Here is a 16,318-nt window from a genome sequence, read left to right on the forward strand (position 1 = left end):
CCGGGTGGGCCGGAACGGGAGTTGATGAGCAGGCTGTTCAGAAGCGTCGAGGGCGGGGAGCTGTTCCCCAACGGAAGCGTGGTCTGCATCGGTGCATTCGACGGCCTCCATCTGGGGCATCGTGCACTGGTGCGGCATGCCGTTGCGCGCGCGCGCGCCTTGGGCGTGGCTGCGGTGGCCGTGGCGTTCGAACCGTTGCCCCGTGAGTTCTTCGCCCAGGGCACACCACCACCGCGCCTGACGCTGGCACGCAGCAAGGTCGAGATGCTGCGCGAGCTGGGGGTGGACGCGGTGGGGCTGCTGCGCTTCGATGCAGCGATGGCGGCGATGCCGGCCGAAACCTTCGTCCGCCAGCTGCTGGTGCGGCGACTGAATGCCCGCGAAGTGTGGATCGGGCCGGAGTTCTGCTTCGGCAACCGTCGCCGCGGTGATCTGGCCCTGCTGCAGAAGCTGGGTGGCGAGCTGGGCTTCAGCGCGGGCGAGATCGAGGCGGTCGACCTGCACGGCGAGCGCATTTCCAGTACCCGCATCCGCCAGCTGCTGCAGTCCGGCGATTTCGCCCGGGCCGGCGATCTGCTCGGTCGCCCCTACGCGATCAGCGGGCGCGTGGTGCGTGGTCGCCAGCTCGGCCGCACGCTGGGCTTCCCGACCGCCAACCTGCGTTTCCCCAAGACCCCGGCGTTGTCGGGCATCTACGCGACCTGGGTGCACGGTGTGTTCGACCAGCCCTGGCCGTCGGTGTCCAGCTTCGGCACGCGGCCGACGGTGGAGGGCGTGGAGCCGCTGCTGGAAGCCCACCTGTTCGATTTCCAGGGTGACCTGTACGGTCGCCACATCGACGTTGAATTCGTCGCCAAGCTGCGTGACGAAGAGAAGTTCAATGATCTGGCGGCACTGACCGACCAGATGCACCGCGACGCCGAGCAGGCGCGCGCCATCCTTTCCGAACATAGATTGCGAGCCACTGCGTGAGCCAGGACTACAAGACCACCCTGAACCTGCCAGCCACCGATTTCCCGATGCGCGGCGACCTGCCCAAGCGCGAGCCGGGCATCCTGGCGCGGTGGGAGGAGCAGGGGCTCTACCAGCAGTTGCGCGACAACGCCGCCGGCCGCCCGCTGTTCGTGCTGCACGACGGCCCGCCGTATGCCAACGGCCGCATCCACCTGGGCCACGCGGTCAACAAGATCCTGAAGGACATCATCGTCAAGTCGCGCTACCTGGCCGGTTTCGATGCGCCCTACGTGCCCGGCTGGGACTGCCACGGCCTGCCGATCGAGATCGCGGTGGAAAAGAAGTGGGGCAAGGTCGGCGTGAAGCTCGATGCGGTTGAATTCCGGCAGAAGTGCCGTGAGTTCGCCGAGGAGCAGATCGACATCCAGCGCGTGGACTTCAAGCGTCTGGGCGTGACCGGTGACTGGGACAACCCGTACAAGACCCTGAGCTTCGACTTCGAGGCCAACGAGATCCGCGCACTGGCCAAGGTGGTGGCCAATGGCCACCTGGTGCGGGGTGCCAAGCCGGTGTACTGGTGCTTCGACTGCGGTTCGGCGCTGGCCGAAGCCGAGATCGAATACCAGGAAAAGGAATCGCCGGCGATCGACGTGGCATACCCCGCGCGCGATCCGCAGGCCATCGGCCAGGCATTCGGCGTGAGCGTGCCGGCCGATGTGGACGTGGCGGTGCCGATCTGGACCACCACGCCGTGGACGCTGCCGGCGTCGCTGGCCGTGTCGCTGGGTGCGGACATCCGTTACGTGCTGGCCGAAGGTCCGGCGCACAACGGCAAGCGCCGCTGGCTGGTGCTTGCCGCTGCGCTGGCTGGACGTGCGCTGCAGCGCTACGGCGTCGAGGAGGTGGTACTGCACGGCGAAACCACGGGCGCTGCACTGGAAAACCAGCTGCTGTCGCATCCGTTCTATGCCGGGCGCGCGATCCCGCTGCTCAACGGCGACCATGTGTCCGACGAAGACGGTACCGGTGCGGTGCACACCGCTCCTGGACATGGCCAGGAAGACTACGTGGTCAGCCAGAAGTACGGCCTGCTCGACACGTACAACGCCGGCCAGGTGACGCCGATCGATGGCCGTGGCGTGTACCTGGAATCGACGCCGCCGGCCGGTGACGTGGTACTGGCCGGCCAGCACCTGTGGAAGGCGCAGGAGGCCATCATCGGCGTGCTGCGCGACAACGGCACGCTGCTGGCCTTCCACCCGATCCGCCACAGCTATCCGCACTGCTGGCGCCACAAGACGCCGGTGGTGTTCCGTGCCACCCCGCAGTGGTTCATCTCGATGGACAAGGCCAACCTGCGCAGCGATGCGCTGGCCGCGATCGACACCGTCGGCTGGTTCCCGGCCTGGGGCAAGGCGCGCATCCAGAGCATGGTCGATGGCCGTCCGGACTGGACGATCTCGCGCCAGCGCACCTGGGGCGTGCCGATCGCACTGTTCACCCATCGCCAGACCGGCGAGATCCACCCGCGCTCGGTGGAGCTGATGCAGCAGGTTGCCGACCGTGTCGAAGCCGAGGGCATCGACGTGTGGTACTCGCTGGATGCAACCGAACTGCTGGGCGCCGAAGCGGTCGACTACGAGAAGGTCACCGACATCCTCGACGTCTGGTTCGACTCGGGTGTCACCCATGAAGGCGTGCTGGCCGCGCGTGGCTTCGGCAAGCCGGCCGACCTGTACCTGGAAGGCTCGGACCAGCACCGCGGCTGGTTCCAGTCGTCGCTGCTGACCGGCGTGGCAATCGACAGGCGCGCGCCCTACAAGCAGTGCCTCACCCACGGTTTCACCGTGGACGAGCACGGTCGCAAGATGTCCAAGTCGCTGGGCAACGGCATCGAGCCGCAGGACATCATGAACAAGCTGGGCGCGGACATCCTGCGCCTGTGGATCGCCTCGGCCGACTACAGCAACGAGATGTCGCTGTCGCAGGAAATCCTCAAGCGCAATGCCGACGCCTACCGTCGCCTGCGCAACACCGCGCGCTTCCTGCTCGGCAACCTGGACGGTTTCGATCCGACCCGGGACCTGCGCCCGCTCGACCAGATGGTCGCGCTGGACCGCTGGATCGTGCATCGCGCGTGGGAACTGCAGGAGAAGATCAAGGCGGCCTACGACGGCTACAACATGGCCGAGATCGTGCAGCTGCTGCTGAACTTCTGCAGCGTGGACCTGGGCTCGCTGTACCTGGACGTCACCAAGGACCGCCTGTACACGATGCCGACCGACTCGCACGGTCGCCGTTCGGCGCAGAGCGCGATGTATCACATCGCCGAGGCGTTCACCCGCTGGGTGGCACCGATCCTGACCTTCACCGCCGACGAGCTGTGGGGCTACCTGCCGGGCACGCGCACCGGCCACGTGCTGTTCACCACCTGGTACGAGGGCCTGGCGCCGCTGCCGGCGGATGCCCAGCTCAACGCTGCCGATTTCGACCAGCTGCTGGCCGTGCGCGAGCAGGTGGCCAAGGTGCTCGAGCCGATGCGTGCCAACGGCGCGATCGGCGCCGCCCTGGAGGCCGAGATCACCGTGGCCGCCAGCGAAGAGCAGGCGGCGCGCTGGCAGCCGCTGGCCGACGAACTGCGCTTCCTGTTCATCAGCGGTGACGTGCAGGTGCGTCCGGCAACCACCGACGAGGTGTTCGTCAGTGCCCAGCCGACCACCAAGGCCAAGTGTGTGCGCTGCTGGCATCACCGCGCCGACGTCGGCAGTCATGCCGATCACCCGGAACTGTGCGGCCGTTGCGTGAGCAACATCGACGGCGCTGGCGAAGTTCGGAGCTGGTTCTGATGAGCGCCGCCCGTCCGCATCCCAACGCTCTGGTCTGGCTGCTGCTGTCGGCGGCCATCATCGGCCTGGACCAGTGGTCCAAGGCCTGGGTCCTGTCGAGCCTGCCGGAGTTCCAGCCGGTGGTGGTCATCGATGGCTTCTGGAACTGGTATCGCACCTACAACACCGGTGCCGCATTCAGTTTCCTCAGCGACGCCGGTGGCTGGCAGAAGTATTTCTTCACGGCGCTGGCGATCGCCATCAGCGGCCTGATGGCATGGTGGCTGCGTGGCACCGCCCGTGGCAACTGGAAGGCCGCCGTTCCCTATGCGCTGATCATCGGCGGGGCGATCGGCAACGTGATCGACCGCCAGGTGCACGGTCATGTCGTCGATTTCATCCAGTGGTACGTTGGCAGCTATACCTGGCCGGCGTTCAACATCGCCGACTCGGCCATCGTGGTCGGTGCCATCGGCATCGCCCTGACCGGCCTGTTCGACGGCAGGTCCGCCAAAAAGGCGGATAATGCCACTCCGAAACCGTAAGCCGGCCGCTGCCGGGAGATTGAACTGATGGATGTGCTGCTCGCCAACCCGCGTGGTTTCTGTGCCGGTGTCGATCGTGCGATCGAGATCGTGAAGCGCGCGATCGAAACGCTCGGCGCGCCCATCTACGTCCGTCATGAGGTGGTGCACAACCGCTTCGTGGTCGATGATCTGAAGCAGCGCGGTGCGATCTTCGTCGAGGAACTGGACGAGGTGCCGGACAACAACACCGTCATCTTCAGTGCCCACGGTGTATCGCAGGCAGTGCGCCTGGAAGCGGAGCGTCGTGGCCTGAAGGTATTCGATGCCACCTGTCCGCTGGTCACCAAGGTCCACTTCGAAGTGGCGCGCCATTGCCGTGCGGGCCGCGACGTGGTGCTGATCGGCCACGCGGGCCATCCGGAAGTGGAAGGTACGATGGGGCAGTGGAACCAGGAAGCCGGTACCGGCCAGATCTACCTGGTGGAGGATGTGGAGCAGGTCGCCACGCTGCAGATCAACCAGCCCGAGAACTTCGCCTACACCACCCAGACCACGCTGTCCGTGGACGATACGCGCGGCATCATCGACGCCCTGCGCGAGCGCTTCCCGGCCATGCAGGGGCCGAAGAACGACGATATCTGCTACGCCACGCAGAACCGGCAGGACGCGGTACGTGACCTGGCCAAGCGCTGCGATCTGGTGCTGGTGGTCGGGTCCCCGAACAGCTCCAATTCCAACCGGCTGAGCGAGCTGGCACGGCGCGAAGGCGTCGAGAGCTACCTGATCGACGGCGCCCATGAGATCAACCCGGCCTGGGTGCAGGGCAAGCAGCACGTCGGCGTCACCGCCGGTGCGTCGGCACCGCAGGTGCTGGTCGATGGCGTGCTTGCGCGCCTGGCCGAACTGGGCGCCGGCAGTGTGTCCGAGCTTGATGGCGAGCCGGAATCGATGGTGTTCGCGCTGCCGAAGGAACTGCGCCTGCGCCTGATCGACTGACCGGGAAAGGCCTCGTCCACGCACGGCGTGGATCTACTGAAACCGCTCTGGTGGGTGCAAACCAGCACAAGGTGGGTGCGAACCTTGGTTCGCACGCTTTTGGGCATGCGCGGATGGGCAGCCCGCCCATGACCTTTGGCCATGGGGCCGCGCACCACACAGGCCTAGCATCGGAGGATTCTCCGCTGTTGGAAGCCGCCCGATGAAGACCCGTGCCCTGGTGATGTCCGTGCTGTTCGCGCTGGCGGCCACACCCGCGCTGGCGCAGAGCCCGCCGCCGGCCGATGCCGCTGCGCACGGCCTGCTGCGCATCGACGTGGACGCGCGCGATCTGGCCCGGCGCATCTTCAAGGTGACCGCCACCGTGCCGGCAAAACCCGGCCCGATGACCCTGCTGTACCCGCAGTGGATTCCCGGCAATCATTCGCCCACCGGCCCGATCGACAAGCTCGCTGGCCTGCGCGTCACGGCCAATGGCAGGCCGCTGGCCTGGCAGCGCGACCAGTACAACGTCTATGCGTTCAAGGTCGATGTGCCGGAGGGCGTCAGCGAGATCGTGGTGCAGTTCGATTTCCTGTCCTCGCAGGGCGGCAACCAGGGCCGCGTGGTGATGACGCCGGAAATGCTCAACCTGCAGTGGAACGCCAACGCGCTGTATCCGGCCGGGGTCGATGCACGCCATCTGCAGGCCCAGGCCAGCGTGACCCTGCCGAAGGGCTGGAGCTATGCCACCGCGCTCGAAACAGTCCGGCGCGACGGTGACACGGTGGTGTTCAAGCCGATCACTTTCGACCATCTGGTCGATTCGCCGCTGTTCGCCGGTGAGCATTACCAGCGCATCGATCTGGACCCGGGCGCCAAGGCGCCGGTGCACCTGAACGTGTTCGCCGATGAAGCGAAGTCGCTGAAGCCCACCGAGGCACAGATCAAGGCGCACCGCGCCCTGGTGCAGCAGGCTGACCGCTTGTACGGCGCGCGCCACTACGACCATTACGAGTTCCTGCTGGCATTGACCGACCGACTGGGCGGCATCGGGCTGGAGCATCATCGCTCCAGCGAGAACAGCGCTGCGCCGGGCTACTTCACCGAGTGGGATGACTCGGCATGGATGCGTGACCTGCTGCCGCACGAGTACACGCATTCCTGGAACGGCAAGTATCGCCGTGGCGCGGACCTTGCAACCGACAACTTCAACGTTCCGATGGGTGACAGCCTGCTGTGGGTGTACGAAGGCCAGACCCAGTTCTGGGGCCAGGTGCTGGCCGCCCGCTCGGGGCTGTGGTCCACCGATCAGGCGCGCGACATGCTGGCCAATGTTGCGGCGACCTATGATCGCGGTCGCCCGGGACTGGCCTGGCGGCCACTGCAGGACACCACCAACGACCCGACCATCGCCCAGCGGCGCACACTGCCGTATCGCAATTACCAGATGAGCGAGGACTACTACTCCGGTGGCCAGATGCTGTGGCTGGAAGTGGAGGGCAGGCTGCGCGCACTGACCGGAAACCGGCGCAGCCTGGATGATTTTGCCCGTGCCTTCTTTGGCGTAGGCAACGGTGACTGGGACGTCAATCCGTATACGTTCGACGACGTGGTGGCGACCTTGAACGCCATTGCTCCGTACGACTGGGCCGGCTTCCTGCGGCAGCGCCTGGACGGCCACGGATCGCTGACCGGCGGTCTGGAACTGGCCGGCTGGAAGCTGGTCTACCGCGACGCGCCGAACGATGCCTACAAGGCACAGGAAAAACGCGCCAAGGCGGCGCTGCTGGCGTACTCGCTCGGTGCGACGGTGATGGACAGCGGTGTGGTCGGCGACGTGATCTGGGACAGTCCCGCCTTCAACGCAGGCCTGGCGCCGGGCATGAAGGTGATCGCCATCGGTGACCGCGAGTACAGCAGCGAGCGGTTGAAGGACGCGGTTGCCGTTGCCTCCACCAACAAGGCGCCGATCACTCTGCTGGTCAAGCAGTTCGACCGCATCGTGCCGATCCGGATCGACTATCACGGTGGCCTGCAGTATCCGGTGCTGGAGCGCATTCCCGGCCGCCCGGATCAGCTGGCCGAGCTGTGGAAGCCGCGATGAGACCACGCCTGGGCGGCGGTGCGATCCTGCTGCTGGCGGTGCTGGCCATCGTCGGTGCATTCCTGCCCGGCGAAGGCCGCTGGCTGCACTGGCTGGCAAAGCCGGCAGCGACCCTGCTGATCGCGGCGATGGTATGGCAGGTGCGTCCTGCTGGATCGCCATCGTACCGGCGCGCGGTGCTGGCGGGCATGCTGCTCTCGTGCGCAGGCGACATCGCGCTCATGCTGCCGATGGATGCCTTCGTCCCCGGCCTGCTGGCGTTCCTGCTGGCCCACCTCTGCTACATCGTCGCCTTCCGCGATGGTCTGCGCGCGGGTCGCGGCCTGGTCGCCGCAGGGGGACTTCTGGGTGTGTTCGCCGCGCTCAACGTGTCCGGTCTATGGCCGCATCTGCCGGCGCCGATGCGCATCCCTGTGCTGGCCTATGTGGTGGTACTGGCGTGCATGGCGATCCTGGCGCTGGCGCGGCAGTGGACCCGCCCGCGACCGGACGCTGTCGAAGCGGGCAGTGCGCGCTGGGCGGCGGCCGGTGCCCTGCTGTTCGTCGCCAGCGATTCACTGCTGGCCTGGGACCGCTTCGCCGGTGGCCTGCCGCTGGCAAGCCTGCTGGTGCTGTCCACCTACTACGCGGCGCAGTACGCGATCGCACGATCGGTGCGCTAGCTACTCGACGTCGCCCGCGTTCTCGCAGGTCCGCTGCCGCGGGCACAGGCGATCCAGCAGTGCGAGTGTCACCCCGTTGCTCCAGCCGAAGCCATCCTGCAGCGGATACTCGCCGCCGCCCCCTCCGCCCGCGGAGCCATCGACCACGTACTTTTCCACCAGCTTGCCTTGCCGATCGTAGACGGACTGCACGGTGCGCAGGAAGCGCACTCCCAGCTGCCGCGCCAGGCGCTCCTGACCGTAGTGCTGCAGGCCATCGACGGCCACCCACTGCAGCGGTGCCCACCCGTTCGGCGCGTCCCACTGCTGGCCGCTGACGAGGGTGGTGGTCAGCAGGCCGCCCTCACGCATCAATTGTGCTTCGGCCGCGTCGGCGCTGCGTCGCGCCTGCTCATCGGTGGCGATCTTCAACCACAGTGGATACAGCGCGGCAGCGGTCAGGGCAGGGCGCAGCTGTCCGCTGCGCAGATCATGATCGGCATACCAGCCCTGCGCCGCATCCCACAGCAGGCGATTGATGGCCGTGCGTCGGGCCTCGGCCCGGGCCGAGTAGTCGCGGGCCGATGCGCGGTCGCCGGCCACGCGGCTGGCCCGGGCGATGGTCTGCTCGAGGTGGTACAGCAGACTGTTCAGGTCGACTGGAACGATCGACGTGGTCTGGATGCTGGACAGTGCACTGGGGTCGTCCATCCATCGCGAGCTGAAATCCCAGCCGGATTCGGCGCCGGCGCGAAGGTCGCGGTACACCTGTGAGGGTGCCCGCTGCGGTGCCTGTGCCGCCGTCGCCAGATCGTCCGTCCACGATTCGCTACGCGGCACCGCGCGAGCATCCCAGTAGCGGTTGAGCAGGTCGCCATTGGGCATGCGCACCACGCGCTCGCGTGCCTGGCCGGGCGCAAGGCCATCGGCGCCCCGCATCCAGAAGTCGTGCTCGGTGCGCAGCTGTGTCAGATAGCGGCGGTACGCCTGATCGCCTTCGTGCGCGGCCAGCACGGTCACCATCAGACTGAAGAACGGCGGCTGCGAGCGGCTCAGGTAGTAACTGCGGTTGCCGTTGGGAATGTGCCCGTACTGGTCGAGCTGCCACGCGAAGTTGTCGACCATCGCGCGGACCTGGGGCCAGCGGCCACTGGAGGCCAGTCCCAGCATCGTGAAGTAGCTGTCCCAGTAATACACCTCGCGGAAGCGCCCGCCGGGCACCACATACGCGTGCGGCAACGGCAGCAGCGAGCCATGGGGATCGACCGCCGTGGACTGCCGGGTCAGCACGGGCCACAGGCCTTCGATATGCGCGCGCAGGCTCTGGCCGGCGGGTGAGACGTAGGGCGCAGGCCCACCGGGCAGGTCGAAGGCCCTGTCGACGAAGGCCTTCAGCGTGTAGCCAGGCTCTCGCTGCGCGCGCTGCCAGTCAGCCAGCAGTGCAGCCGGCGACTGCCGCGGCACAGCATCGGCAAAGGTCTTCTGGTCGGGGAACAGATGTGCGCGCTGGACCTGCTGGAAAAGCGGCTGCCAGGCCTGGTCCGGTGGCGCAGGGGTCGAAGCGGGCGAGTCGGCGCATGCCGCGCCGGCACTGAGCAACAGGGCCAGTACGCAGACGACCGGGCGGATCGAAGGACGCATGACGTACCTCACGGTGGGCGTGGGCCCACCCTAGCGTGCCGCCCGTGTCACCCGCGTGTGGATCCCAGCGGCCTCAACGGAACTGCAGGGTCAGCAGGAAATAGCGGCCCAGCGGATCATCCAAACCCGGCAACTGTCCGCCGTTGCCGACCAGATAGTTCACCGGCTGCCGGTCAAGCACGTTGTGCACGTCCAGCGCGGCGATCACCCGCGGCCCCAACCTGCGCGCCATGTGCAGGTTCCAGCGCAGCTGCCGTGGATTCATGCAATGGTTCATCTCGCGCTGGTCATCGGGGCATTCCGCACCGGGCAGCCAGGCGCGCGTGCGTCCCACCTGGTTGCCGCGCAATGCCACGTCCCATGCCGTGTTCTGCCATTGCACGGTGAGGATCGCGGCCATTGCCGGCGTGGCATGGCCGCGAAGATCCACGCTGCCATCCTGCCCTCGTTCGCGGCGCAGCGCCTGCTGTTTCAGCGCGTCCAGTGAGAAAAGCCACTGGCCGGTGTCATCGGTGTCGACGCGGTATTCGCCGCGCATTACCCAATTGCGCGACGTCGTGCGGCCGATGTTGTCGAATGACAGGCGAAGACTGCTCAGCCGCCCTTCGTCATCCAGCTCCCACGTGCTGCGGTTCCATGCCGCGTCGGTGGGCCGCAGGGCAAGGATCTCGTTGCGCAGCTCGACGATGTTGTGGGTCAGTGACAGCGAGAACACGTCGTTGGGCGTCCACGTGGCTGCCAGCGAATGGCTGCGTGAACGCTCTGCCTTCAGCGCGTCGTTCTCGGCGACCTCCACGTTGACCAGGCAGCTGCCGTCGATCGCGGGCTGTGCGCAGGGCGGCAGGCCCGGCGAGGCCGGCAGCGCGACCAGGCCGAAGTAGCCAGGGGGGCGTCGCTGCTCGAACAGGCTGGGCGCACGGTAGCCTTGTCCGCTGGTCAGCAGGAACGACCAGTGGGGCGTTGGACTCCAACGCAGTCCCGCGCGTGGCGAGAACGCCAGGTAATCGCCATCGCGGTCCCAGCGTGCGGCCACGTCCATGCGCAGCGAGCGGCTGAGCGGCAGGCCGACCTCGGCATAGGTGGCTCCGCTGCGACGTGACAGGCGTCGCTGCTGCTGGGGCAGGCCCAGTGCCAGATCGCCCTGGATCAACAACGGATCGGGTAACGAGGCCCATGCTTCGTAGCGCAGATCGACGCCGGTGGCCAGCTGGGCCGGCCCTCCAGGCAACTGCATCAGTTGCCGCTGCATGCCCCACCAGCCCTGCCACTGGTCAGTGCGTCCACGATTGCGGATCGACGGGAACAGCTGTTGCGCTTTGTCCGCACGCAGCGAGGTGAAGCCGGGAAGGTAGTCCAGTGTCTCGGCGGCGTGCAGCAGCGGTTCGGTGCGCACGGTGCCCGGCGTGACCAGGGTGACCTGGCTGCGTTGCGCGCTGATGCCCGCATCCCAGCTGCGTGACTGCTGCTCGCGACCGATACCCAGGGTGATGTCGGCATCGCTGGCGCGCACGTGCGGGCGCACGCTTCCGGCCTCGCGCAGGACGCTGTTGAACGTGATGCCGTACAGGCCGATGGCAACGGCGGTCGGCCCCAGGTCGAAACGCTGCCGATTGTGACTGCCACGTGCTTCCAGATAGGCGTAGCGTCCTTCGCCACGCTCGTGCCGGTAACGCAGGTAGCCCGAGGCAGTATCCGACGCGGGCTGCAGCGAGCGCGGCCGCGCGCTGTCGAACCAGCAGCCATCCTCACGCTGCATCAAGGGACCTTCGCAGAGTTCGGCGGGGATGTACGCGCCGTCGTAGAACGCGCCGATCGGATACAACGACGTTTCCGCATGCCACGCACGGCGATCGCCGGCCACGTGCTCGATGCGATGCAGGTCCAGGCCGGCGAACCAGCGGTCCCCACCTTCGCGTACGCCGCCGTTGGCGATCTGCAGGCGATTCTGCTGCGCGTCGCCGCGGCTGCTGATGCCCGATTGCACCGTCGCCTCCGGGCCTTCGGCCTGTTCGCGCAGGATGATGTTGACCACGCCGGACATCGCGTCGGCACCATAGATGGCCGACGCGCCTCCGCGCACCAGCTCGATGCGTTCGATGAAACTCAGGGGAATGCCGCCCAGATCGGTGAGCCCGCCCTGTTCCAGCGACACCATCGGATAGCGTGGCAGCCGCCGGCCGTTGACCAGGAACAGGGTCGCACGCGGCCCCATGCCATCCAGGCTGGTGGTGGCTGCAGCGCCCACCGGCAGGTACTGCGAATCGCCGCCGCGCGACGTGGTCATCGCCGGGTGGCCGTTCATGCCGGGAAGGTGCCGCAACAGGTCGAACAGGCTGCCGTAACCACTGCGCAGGATGTCTTCGCGATCGATGATCGTCATCGGCAGCGTCGTCTGCACGGAGGTGCGCGGCAGGCGGCTGCCGGTGACGTGTACCGGTGCCAGTTCCACCTGCGCGGGGGCCAGTGCGACGGGCGGCGGCGGCTTGGGCGACGTCACGGTCGGGGCACGTGCAGGGGGCGCGGCAGAAGCAGCGACGCGGCGGATGACGAACGCCCCCGAGGGTGTGCGCAGGATGCTCACCGGCATCCCGGAGACCAGCTGCTTGAGAGCGATCGCCGGTGCCTGTCGGCCGTCGGCGCCGGGGGTGTGCAGGCCCGTCAGCTCGCGGGCGTCGAATACCAGGGCGATGCCGCTCTGGCGTGCCCATTGTTGCAGTGCCGGTGCCAGCGGGCCGGGTGCGATGTGGTAGTCGACATTGGCGGGTTGCTGGCCGGCGTGGGCCGGCGCGGCGCTGGCAGCGCCGAACATGACCCACAGCAGCCCCCGGAGCAGCCCCCACTGCAGCGCGCCCGGTCCTGCCATCACCGCCTTTCTCCTCAGTAGGTACGCCGCAGTTCCAGCGCGCCATCCGGGCGCGCCTGGCCGGCAACCGACCATCCCAGCTCCAGCGCAGACAGCAGTTCCTCTGCGTCGCCTGCACGGAAGGTGCCGCTGACCGCGAGACTGGCGATCTCCGGATCGGCGATCACCATCTGCGTGCGGCCGTAGCGGTTCATGCGTTCGACCACGGTCGCCAGGGGAGTGGCATCGAACACCAGCCGTCCCTGCAGCCAGGCCTCAGCCGCTTCGGTCGAGGCGAGCGCAGGGCCCGGCTGGATCCGCCCGGAGGGCAGTACCTGCAGCTGCTGGCCCGGGGCCAGCGTGTGCTGCGCGCTGCCGCTGGTGACCTCCACTGCGCCTTCCAGCAGGGCGACCTCGACATGGCCGTCGCGCAGGCGCTCCACCTGGAAGGTGGTTCCGATATCGCGGATCGAACTGCTGCCCGCCTGCACACGCAGGGCCTTGCGCGACGGTGCCACCTGCAGTTGCAGCCGACCCTGCTCCAGGACCAGTTCCCGATGGCGCCAGCCCATGCGCACGGTCAACGTGGTCCCTGCGTCCAGGATGGCGGAGCTGCCATCGGCCAGCGTTTGTTGGCGGGGAGCAAGGCTGTCGTTGGCATAGATGCGGGGCGTGGGATTGCCATCGGTGGCGACCATCCAGCCCATGCCGATGGCCAGACAGAGCGCCGCCGCAGCAGCGACGCCGGGCAGCCAGCGGCGCCGGGCCGGATGCGCGGCGCGCGCCGCCGCCGTGCGCAGCCAGGGATCCTGGGCCAGGCCCGCACTCTGCTGATAGAGCGTTTCGGCCTGTACCCACGCCTTGACGTGGCGGGTGTCCTCCGCCAGCCAGTCTTCGAAGCGCTCGCGTTCCTCGGGCGTGCAGTCGTGTGCCTCCAGGCGCGCCACCCAGGCGCTGGCGCGCTCGAACACTCCCGCCTCTTCCGTGTGCCGGGTGCTGATCATTCGTTGTCCCTGTCGTTGTGCAGCGGGTGTGGCCCCAGCTCCTGGCGCAGGCCCTGCAGTGCACGGGCGATGTGTTTTTCCACGGTCTTGGCGGTGATGCCACAGTGCTGCGCGATCTGCGTGTAGCTCATCCCGGTGATCCGGTTGAGCAGGTACACCTCGCGCGCGCGCTCCGGCAGTTTGAACAGGGCCTGCCGGAGCAGGGCGAGCATCTGCCCGGATTCGGCCTGGCGCAGCGGGTCGGCTGACGTGCTGGAGGGCTCGTCGCTGCCATCGCGCTCGGCCAGCGACAGATGCGGTCTCGCCTGCGGCGAGCGGCCGCGGTCTGCCAGGCGGTTGCGGGCGATACGATACAGCAGCAGGCGCAGCTCCTCGGTGCCGTGCGCGCGATAGCGGATCAACCGTTCCATGCAGTCCTGGGCGATGTCCTCCGCATCCTCCGGGCCCACCCCACGGGTACGCAGGAAAGTGCACAACGGCGCGCGCTCTTCCCTTACGAACGTGATGAAGGCGTCCGGAGGCCCAGGCGGATCCGGTGCGCGATGGATCAGGGGGGACGAAGCGGACAGGGCTGGCCTCGGGCAACGATGAGGGGGGGCGTCACCGAGTTTTACGCGACGATGACCGGATGGGGAAGAGCCGCCGGCCTGCACGTGTCGATCATGAATTCGTTCACCTTTCACCCGGATGGCCACTGGGGGTGTTACCGCCCTTTCTGCGTTTTTATATTTGCCGGGGGCTGTATTTCTCCTGTAAAGGCGTTCAAGAGCGCTAACTCAGCCACAGTTTTGACTGCCAACTTGATCTGAATCCGTTCATTCTTTTCCATGGCATGCAGCGGGGGAGGGCCTCCCGCTCTGACGTTTAGCTTCCCGTCCGCGTGTTGCGGGGGGAGAGAGAACGGTATGAAGCGGTCCAAGTTGAGTCTGGCCCTGGCCGGCCTGATTGGTGTTGGCGTCATGGTCAAGGCTGATGACGCCATGGCAATGAACTATCACGTGCAGGGAGACCGCATCTTCCTCAGCGGTGGCGTCACCTTCGCCGACGTCGTTTCGCTGCCGGCGCTGCTGGCCAAGGCGCAGGCCGAGGGGCGGCCGATCCGGGAGGTGGTGCTGCGCACCTCCAACGGTGGCGCGCTGATTGCCGGCGAGTGGCTGCAGGGGGTGATCCGCACGTCCGGCCTGAACACCATCGTATCGGGCCACTGCATCTCGTCCTGCTCGATCATGCAGTCCGGGGGCGTGGAGCGCTATCTGGCCGGCGATCTGCCGATTGTCGATTCGGTGGAGATCCATGCGGCCAACAACGGCAGCAATGTGATCTACGAGCCGTCGCCGCGCATGACCCAGATCTACACCGGCAACTATGGCGGCGGCATGGATGCTGGGCTGCTGCACAAGGCGATGTACGAAGTGGTCAAGCCCAACGGCCTGCTGGTGTTCCGCGATCCTGCGCGCACCCCCGGTACGTCGGTCACGTTCGATCCGGATGGCAGCGGCGCCGCACTGGAGTCGTTCCCGGGGCAGGACATTCACAGCAACCGGATCATCACCGCAACCGGCTATCGTGATCCGGGCGATACGTTGAATGTCACTGCGGACGTCACCGGTGACATCAATCCGGGCTACCTGCGGACGGGACGCCAGCTGCAGACGTTCGTCGATGATGATTTCGCGCGCTGGAGCACCGACCGGCCGTCGGCGTACTTTTCCTACGCACTGACCATCTACAACCTTTCCAGCACGGGTCCGCAGGGCATCGGCGCTGGTTCGGTGCAGGATTATCTGAGCGATCCCGGCGTGCAGGCCCTGCTGCTGTCCAAGCTTCGGCTGGGCGATCTGGACGCGTCCACGCTGGACGATTCGATGGGCGTGATCCGGATTGCCAATGGCGCTGTCTGGCGCTCGTCCGCAACGACCGGTGCGGACTTCATGCTGGTCGACAATGGCACCATCGCCCTGGAAGGTGGCGCCCTGCGTGCCCCGGAAGTACGTGTGCTCGGTGCGGGCATGCTGGTCGGCCACGGCGACGTGGCGGGCACCGCGATGGACAGCACTGCATTGCTGGGTGGCACCGGCCCGTCCTGGCGCGAGGATGGCTTCAACCGCCTGCGCGTGTTTGGCACGCTGATGCCGCGCGGAGGTGATCTGGTCACCCATGGCTACGTCAACATCATGCCCGGCGGCAAAGTGCTGTTCGACGTGACCGAGAGCGGCGGCAGTGCCGGTGGTCGCGTGCGCGTGGGTAATTTCTTCGACCCGTCCACCAACAAAGTGCTCGATGGCGCGCTGGTGATCTCCAAGGGCGCCTTCCTTGAACTGAACGTGGCGCAGGGCTATTACAGCAAGGACTTCCGTCGCGATCTGGTTGAAGGCCCGATCTACCAGGATGGCTTCCAGGAGGTCGTGCGGCTGGGCGACACTGGCTACCGCGCCAGCATCAGCGGCGGTGAGGTGTTCCGTCCGCGCCACAACTCGCTGTTGAGTTTCAATGTCAGGCAGACGGCCGACGGTCTGTGGCTGACCGCCAACCCGGGCTTCGACCAGTGGGATCTGTTCGCCAACGGCCCGTCCGGTGATGACCTGGGGCGTGTGCTGGGAGCTGCATCCGATCGCCAGGACAGTGGCCTGAAGCCGCTGCTGGGCGCATTGCAGTTTGCCGACCGCGACGTGGTCGCGCAGCAGGCCGGTGCGCTGCGTGGCGATGCGCATGCCACCCTGCGCCTGGCCGACAACGCCCTGCTGGGCAGCATCGGCAACGTGGTCCAGCAGCATCAGGCGGCGATGCGCAGTGCCAGTGGCG

Annotated in this window: 11 protein-coding genes; 7 read left to right on the forward strand and 4 right to left on the reverse strand. The window is 67.1% G+C overall.

Features of this window, described 5'->3' with window-relative positions; all coding sequences use genetic code 11:
• Positions 1-24 precede the first annotated feature (24 nt).
• From AC06FB_RS17815 to AC06FB_RS17840, 6 genes are all read left to right on the forward strand, one after another.
• The gene (locus tag AC06FB_RS17815; protein ID WP_053516122.1) at positions 25-972 is read left to right on the forward strand and encodes a bifunctional riboflavin kinase/FAD synthetase; all 948 of its coding nucleotides are present in this window, start codon (positions 25-27) and stop codon (positions 970-972) included.
• On the forward strand, positions 969-3,800 hold the full coding sequence (gene ileS, locus AC06FB_RS17820) for an isoleucine--tRNA ligase (protein WP_478053948.1): 2,832 nt from the start codon (positions 969-971) through the stop codon (positions 3,798-3,800). Before AC06FB_RS17815 ends, ileS begins: the two co-directional genes overlap by 4 nt.
• Positions 3,800-4,324 carry a signal peptidase II gene (lspA, locus tag AC06FB_RS17825; protein ID WP_065174616.1) on the forward strand — a complete coding sequence of 175 codons (525 nt, stop codon included), beginning with the start codon at positions 3,800-3,802 and terminating at the stop codon, positions 4,322-4,324. The genes ileS and lspA overlap by 1 nt, the downstream gene beginning before the upstream one ends.
• Before the next feature lie 27 nt (positions 4,325-4,351).
• Entirely contained in the window at positions 4,352-5,302 is a 951-nt protein-coding gene (gene ispH, locus AC06FB_RS17830; protein WP_065174617.1) for a 4-hydroxy-3-methylbut-2-enyl diphosphate reductase, read from the forward strand.
• 202 nt (positions 5,303-5,504) lie between these two features.
• Positions 5,505-7,388, forward strand: a complete 1,884-nt coding sequence (locus AC06FB_RS17835) for a M61 family metallopeptidase (protein ID WP_478053949.1) — start codon at positions 5,505-5,507, stop codon at positions 7,386-7,388.
• Positions 7,385-8,050, forward strand: coding sequence for a lysoplasmalogenase (locus AC06FB_RS17840; protein WP_368865626.1), 666 nt, complete (start codon positions 7,385-7,387; stop codon positions 8,048-8,050). Before AC06FB_RS17835 ends, AC06FB_RS17840 begins: the two co-directional genes overlap by 4 nt.
• Here AC06FB_RS17840 and treA read toward each other — a convergent pair whose 3' ends face one another.
• The 4 genes from treA to AC06FB_RS17860 all read right to left on the reverse strand — a co-directional run bounded on the left by treA (position 8,051) and on the right by AC06FB_RS17860 (position 13,992).
• Positions 8,051-9,670: an alpha,alpha-trehalase TreA gene (treA, locus tag AC06FB_RS17845; protein WP_478053950.1), complete on the reverse strand. Its 1,620-nt coding sequence runs from the start codon at positions 9,668-9,670 to the stop codon at positions 8,051-8,053.
• Positions 9,671-9,743: 73 nt separating this feature from the next.
• Positions 9,744-12,533: a TonB-dependent receptor plug domain-containing protein gene (locus AC06FB_RS17850; RefSeq protein ID WP_322523529.1), complete on the reverse strand. Its 2,790-nt coding sequence runs from the start codon at positions 12,531-12,533 to the stop codon at positions 9,744-9,746.
• A 14-nt stretch (positions 12,534-12,547) separates the two neighbouring features.
• Entirely contained in the window at positions 12,548-13,516 is a 969-nt protein-coding gene (locus tag AC06FB_RS17855; protein ID WP_065181122.1) for a FecR family protein, read from the reverse strand.
• Positions 13,513-13,992 (reverse strand): RNA polymerase sigma factor, encoded by a 480-nt coding sequence (locus tag AC06FB_RS17860; RefSeq protein ID WP_229765781.1) that lies wholly within the window; start codon positions 13,990-13,992, stop codon positions 13,513-13,515. The genes AC06FB_RS17855 and AC06FB_RS17860 overlap by 4 nt, the downstream gene beginning before the upstream one ends.
• A 429-nt stretch (positions 13,993-14,421) precedes the next feature.
• Between AC06FB_RS17860 and AC06FB_RS17865 the strand changes: the two genes are divergently transcribed.
• The coding region (locus AC06FB_RS17865; protein WP_478053951.1) for an autotransporter outer membrane beta-barrel domain-containing protein at positions 14,422-16,318 on the forward strand (1,897 nt) is incomplete at its 3' end.

Source organism: Stenotrophomonas sp. Steno-C15 (assembly GCF_056393265.1).

What these genes read in the sequence shown, in the direction of transcription:
- AC06FB_RS17815 (WP_053516122.1), top strand. Translation starts at nt 25, where the DNA reads ATGAGCAGGCTGTTCAGAAGCGTCGAGGGCGGGGAGCTGTTCCCCAAC.
- lspA (WP_065174616.1), top strand. Translation starts at nt 3,800, where the DNA reads ATGAGCGCCGCCCGTCCGCATCCCAACGCTCTGGTCTGGCTGCTGCTG.
- ispH (WP_065174617.1), top strand. Translation starts at nt 4,352, where the DNA reads ATGGATGTGCTGCTCGCCAACCCGCGTGGTTTCTGTGCCGGTGTCGAT.
- AC06FB_RS17835 (WP_478053949.1), top strand. Translation starts at nt 5,505, where the DNA reads ATGAAGACCCGTGCCCTGGTGATGTCCGTGCTGTTCGCGCTGGCGGCC.
- AC06FB_RS17840 (WP_368865626.1), top strand. Translation starts at nt 7,385, where the DNA reads ATGAGACCACGCCTGGGCGGCGGTGCGATCCTGCTGCTGGCGGTGCTG.
- treA (WP_478053950.1), bottom strand. Translation starts at nt 9,670, where the DNA reads ATGCGTCCTTCGATCCGCCCGGTCGTCTGCGTACTGGCCCTGTTGCTC.
- AC06FB_RS17850 (WP_322523529.1), bottom strand. Translation starts at nt 12,533, where the DNA reads ATGGCAGGACCGGGCGCGCTGCAGTGGGGGCTGCTCCGGGGGCTGCTG.
- AC06FB_RS17855 (WP_065181122.1), bottom strand. Translation starts at nt 13,516, where the DNA reads ATGATCAGCACCCGGCACACGGAAGAGGCGGGAGTGTTCGAGCGCGCC.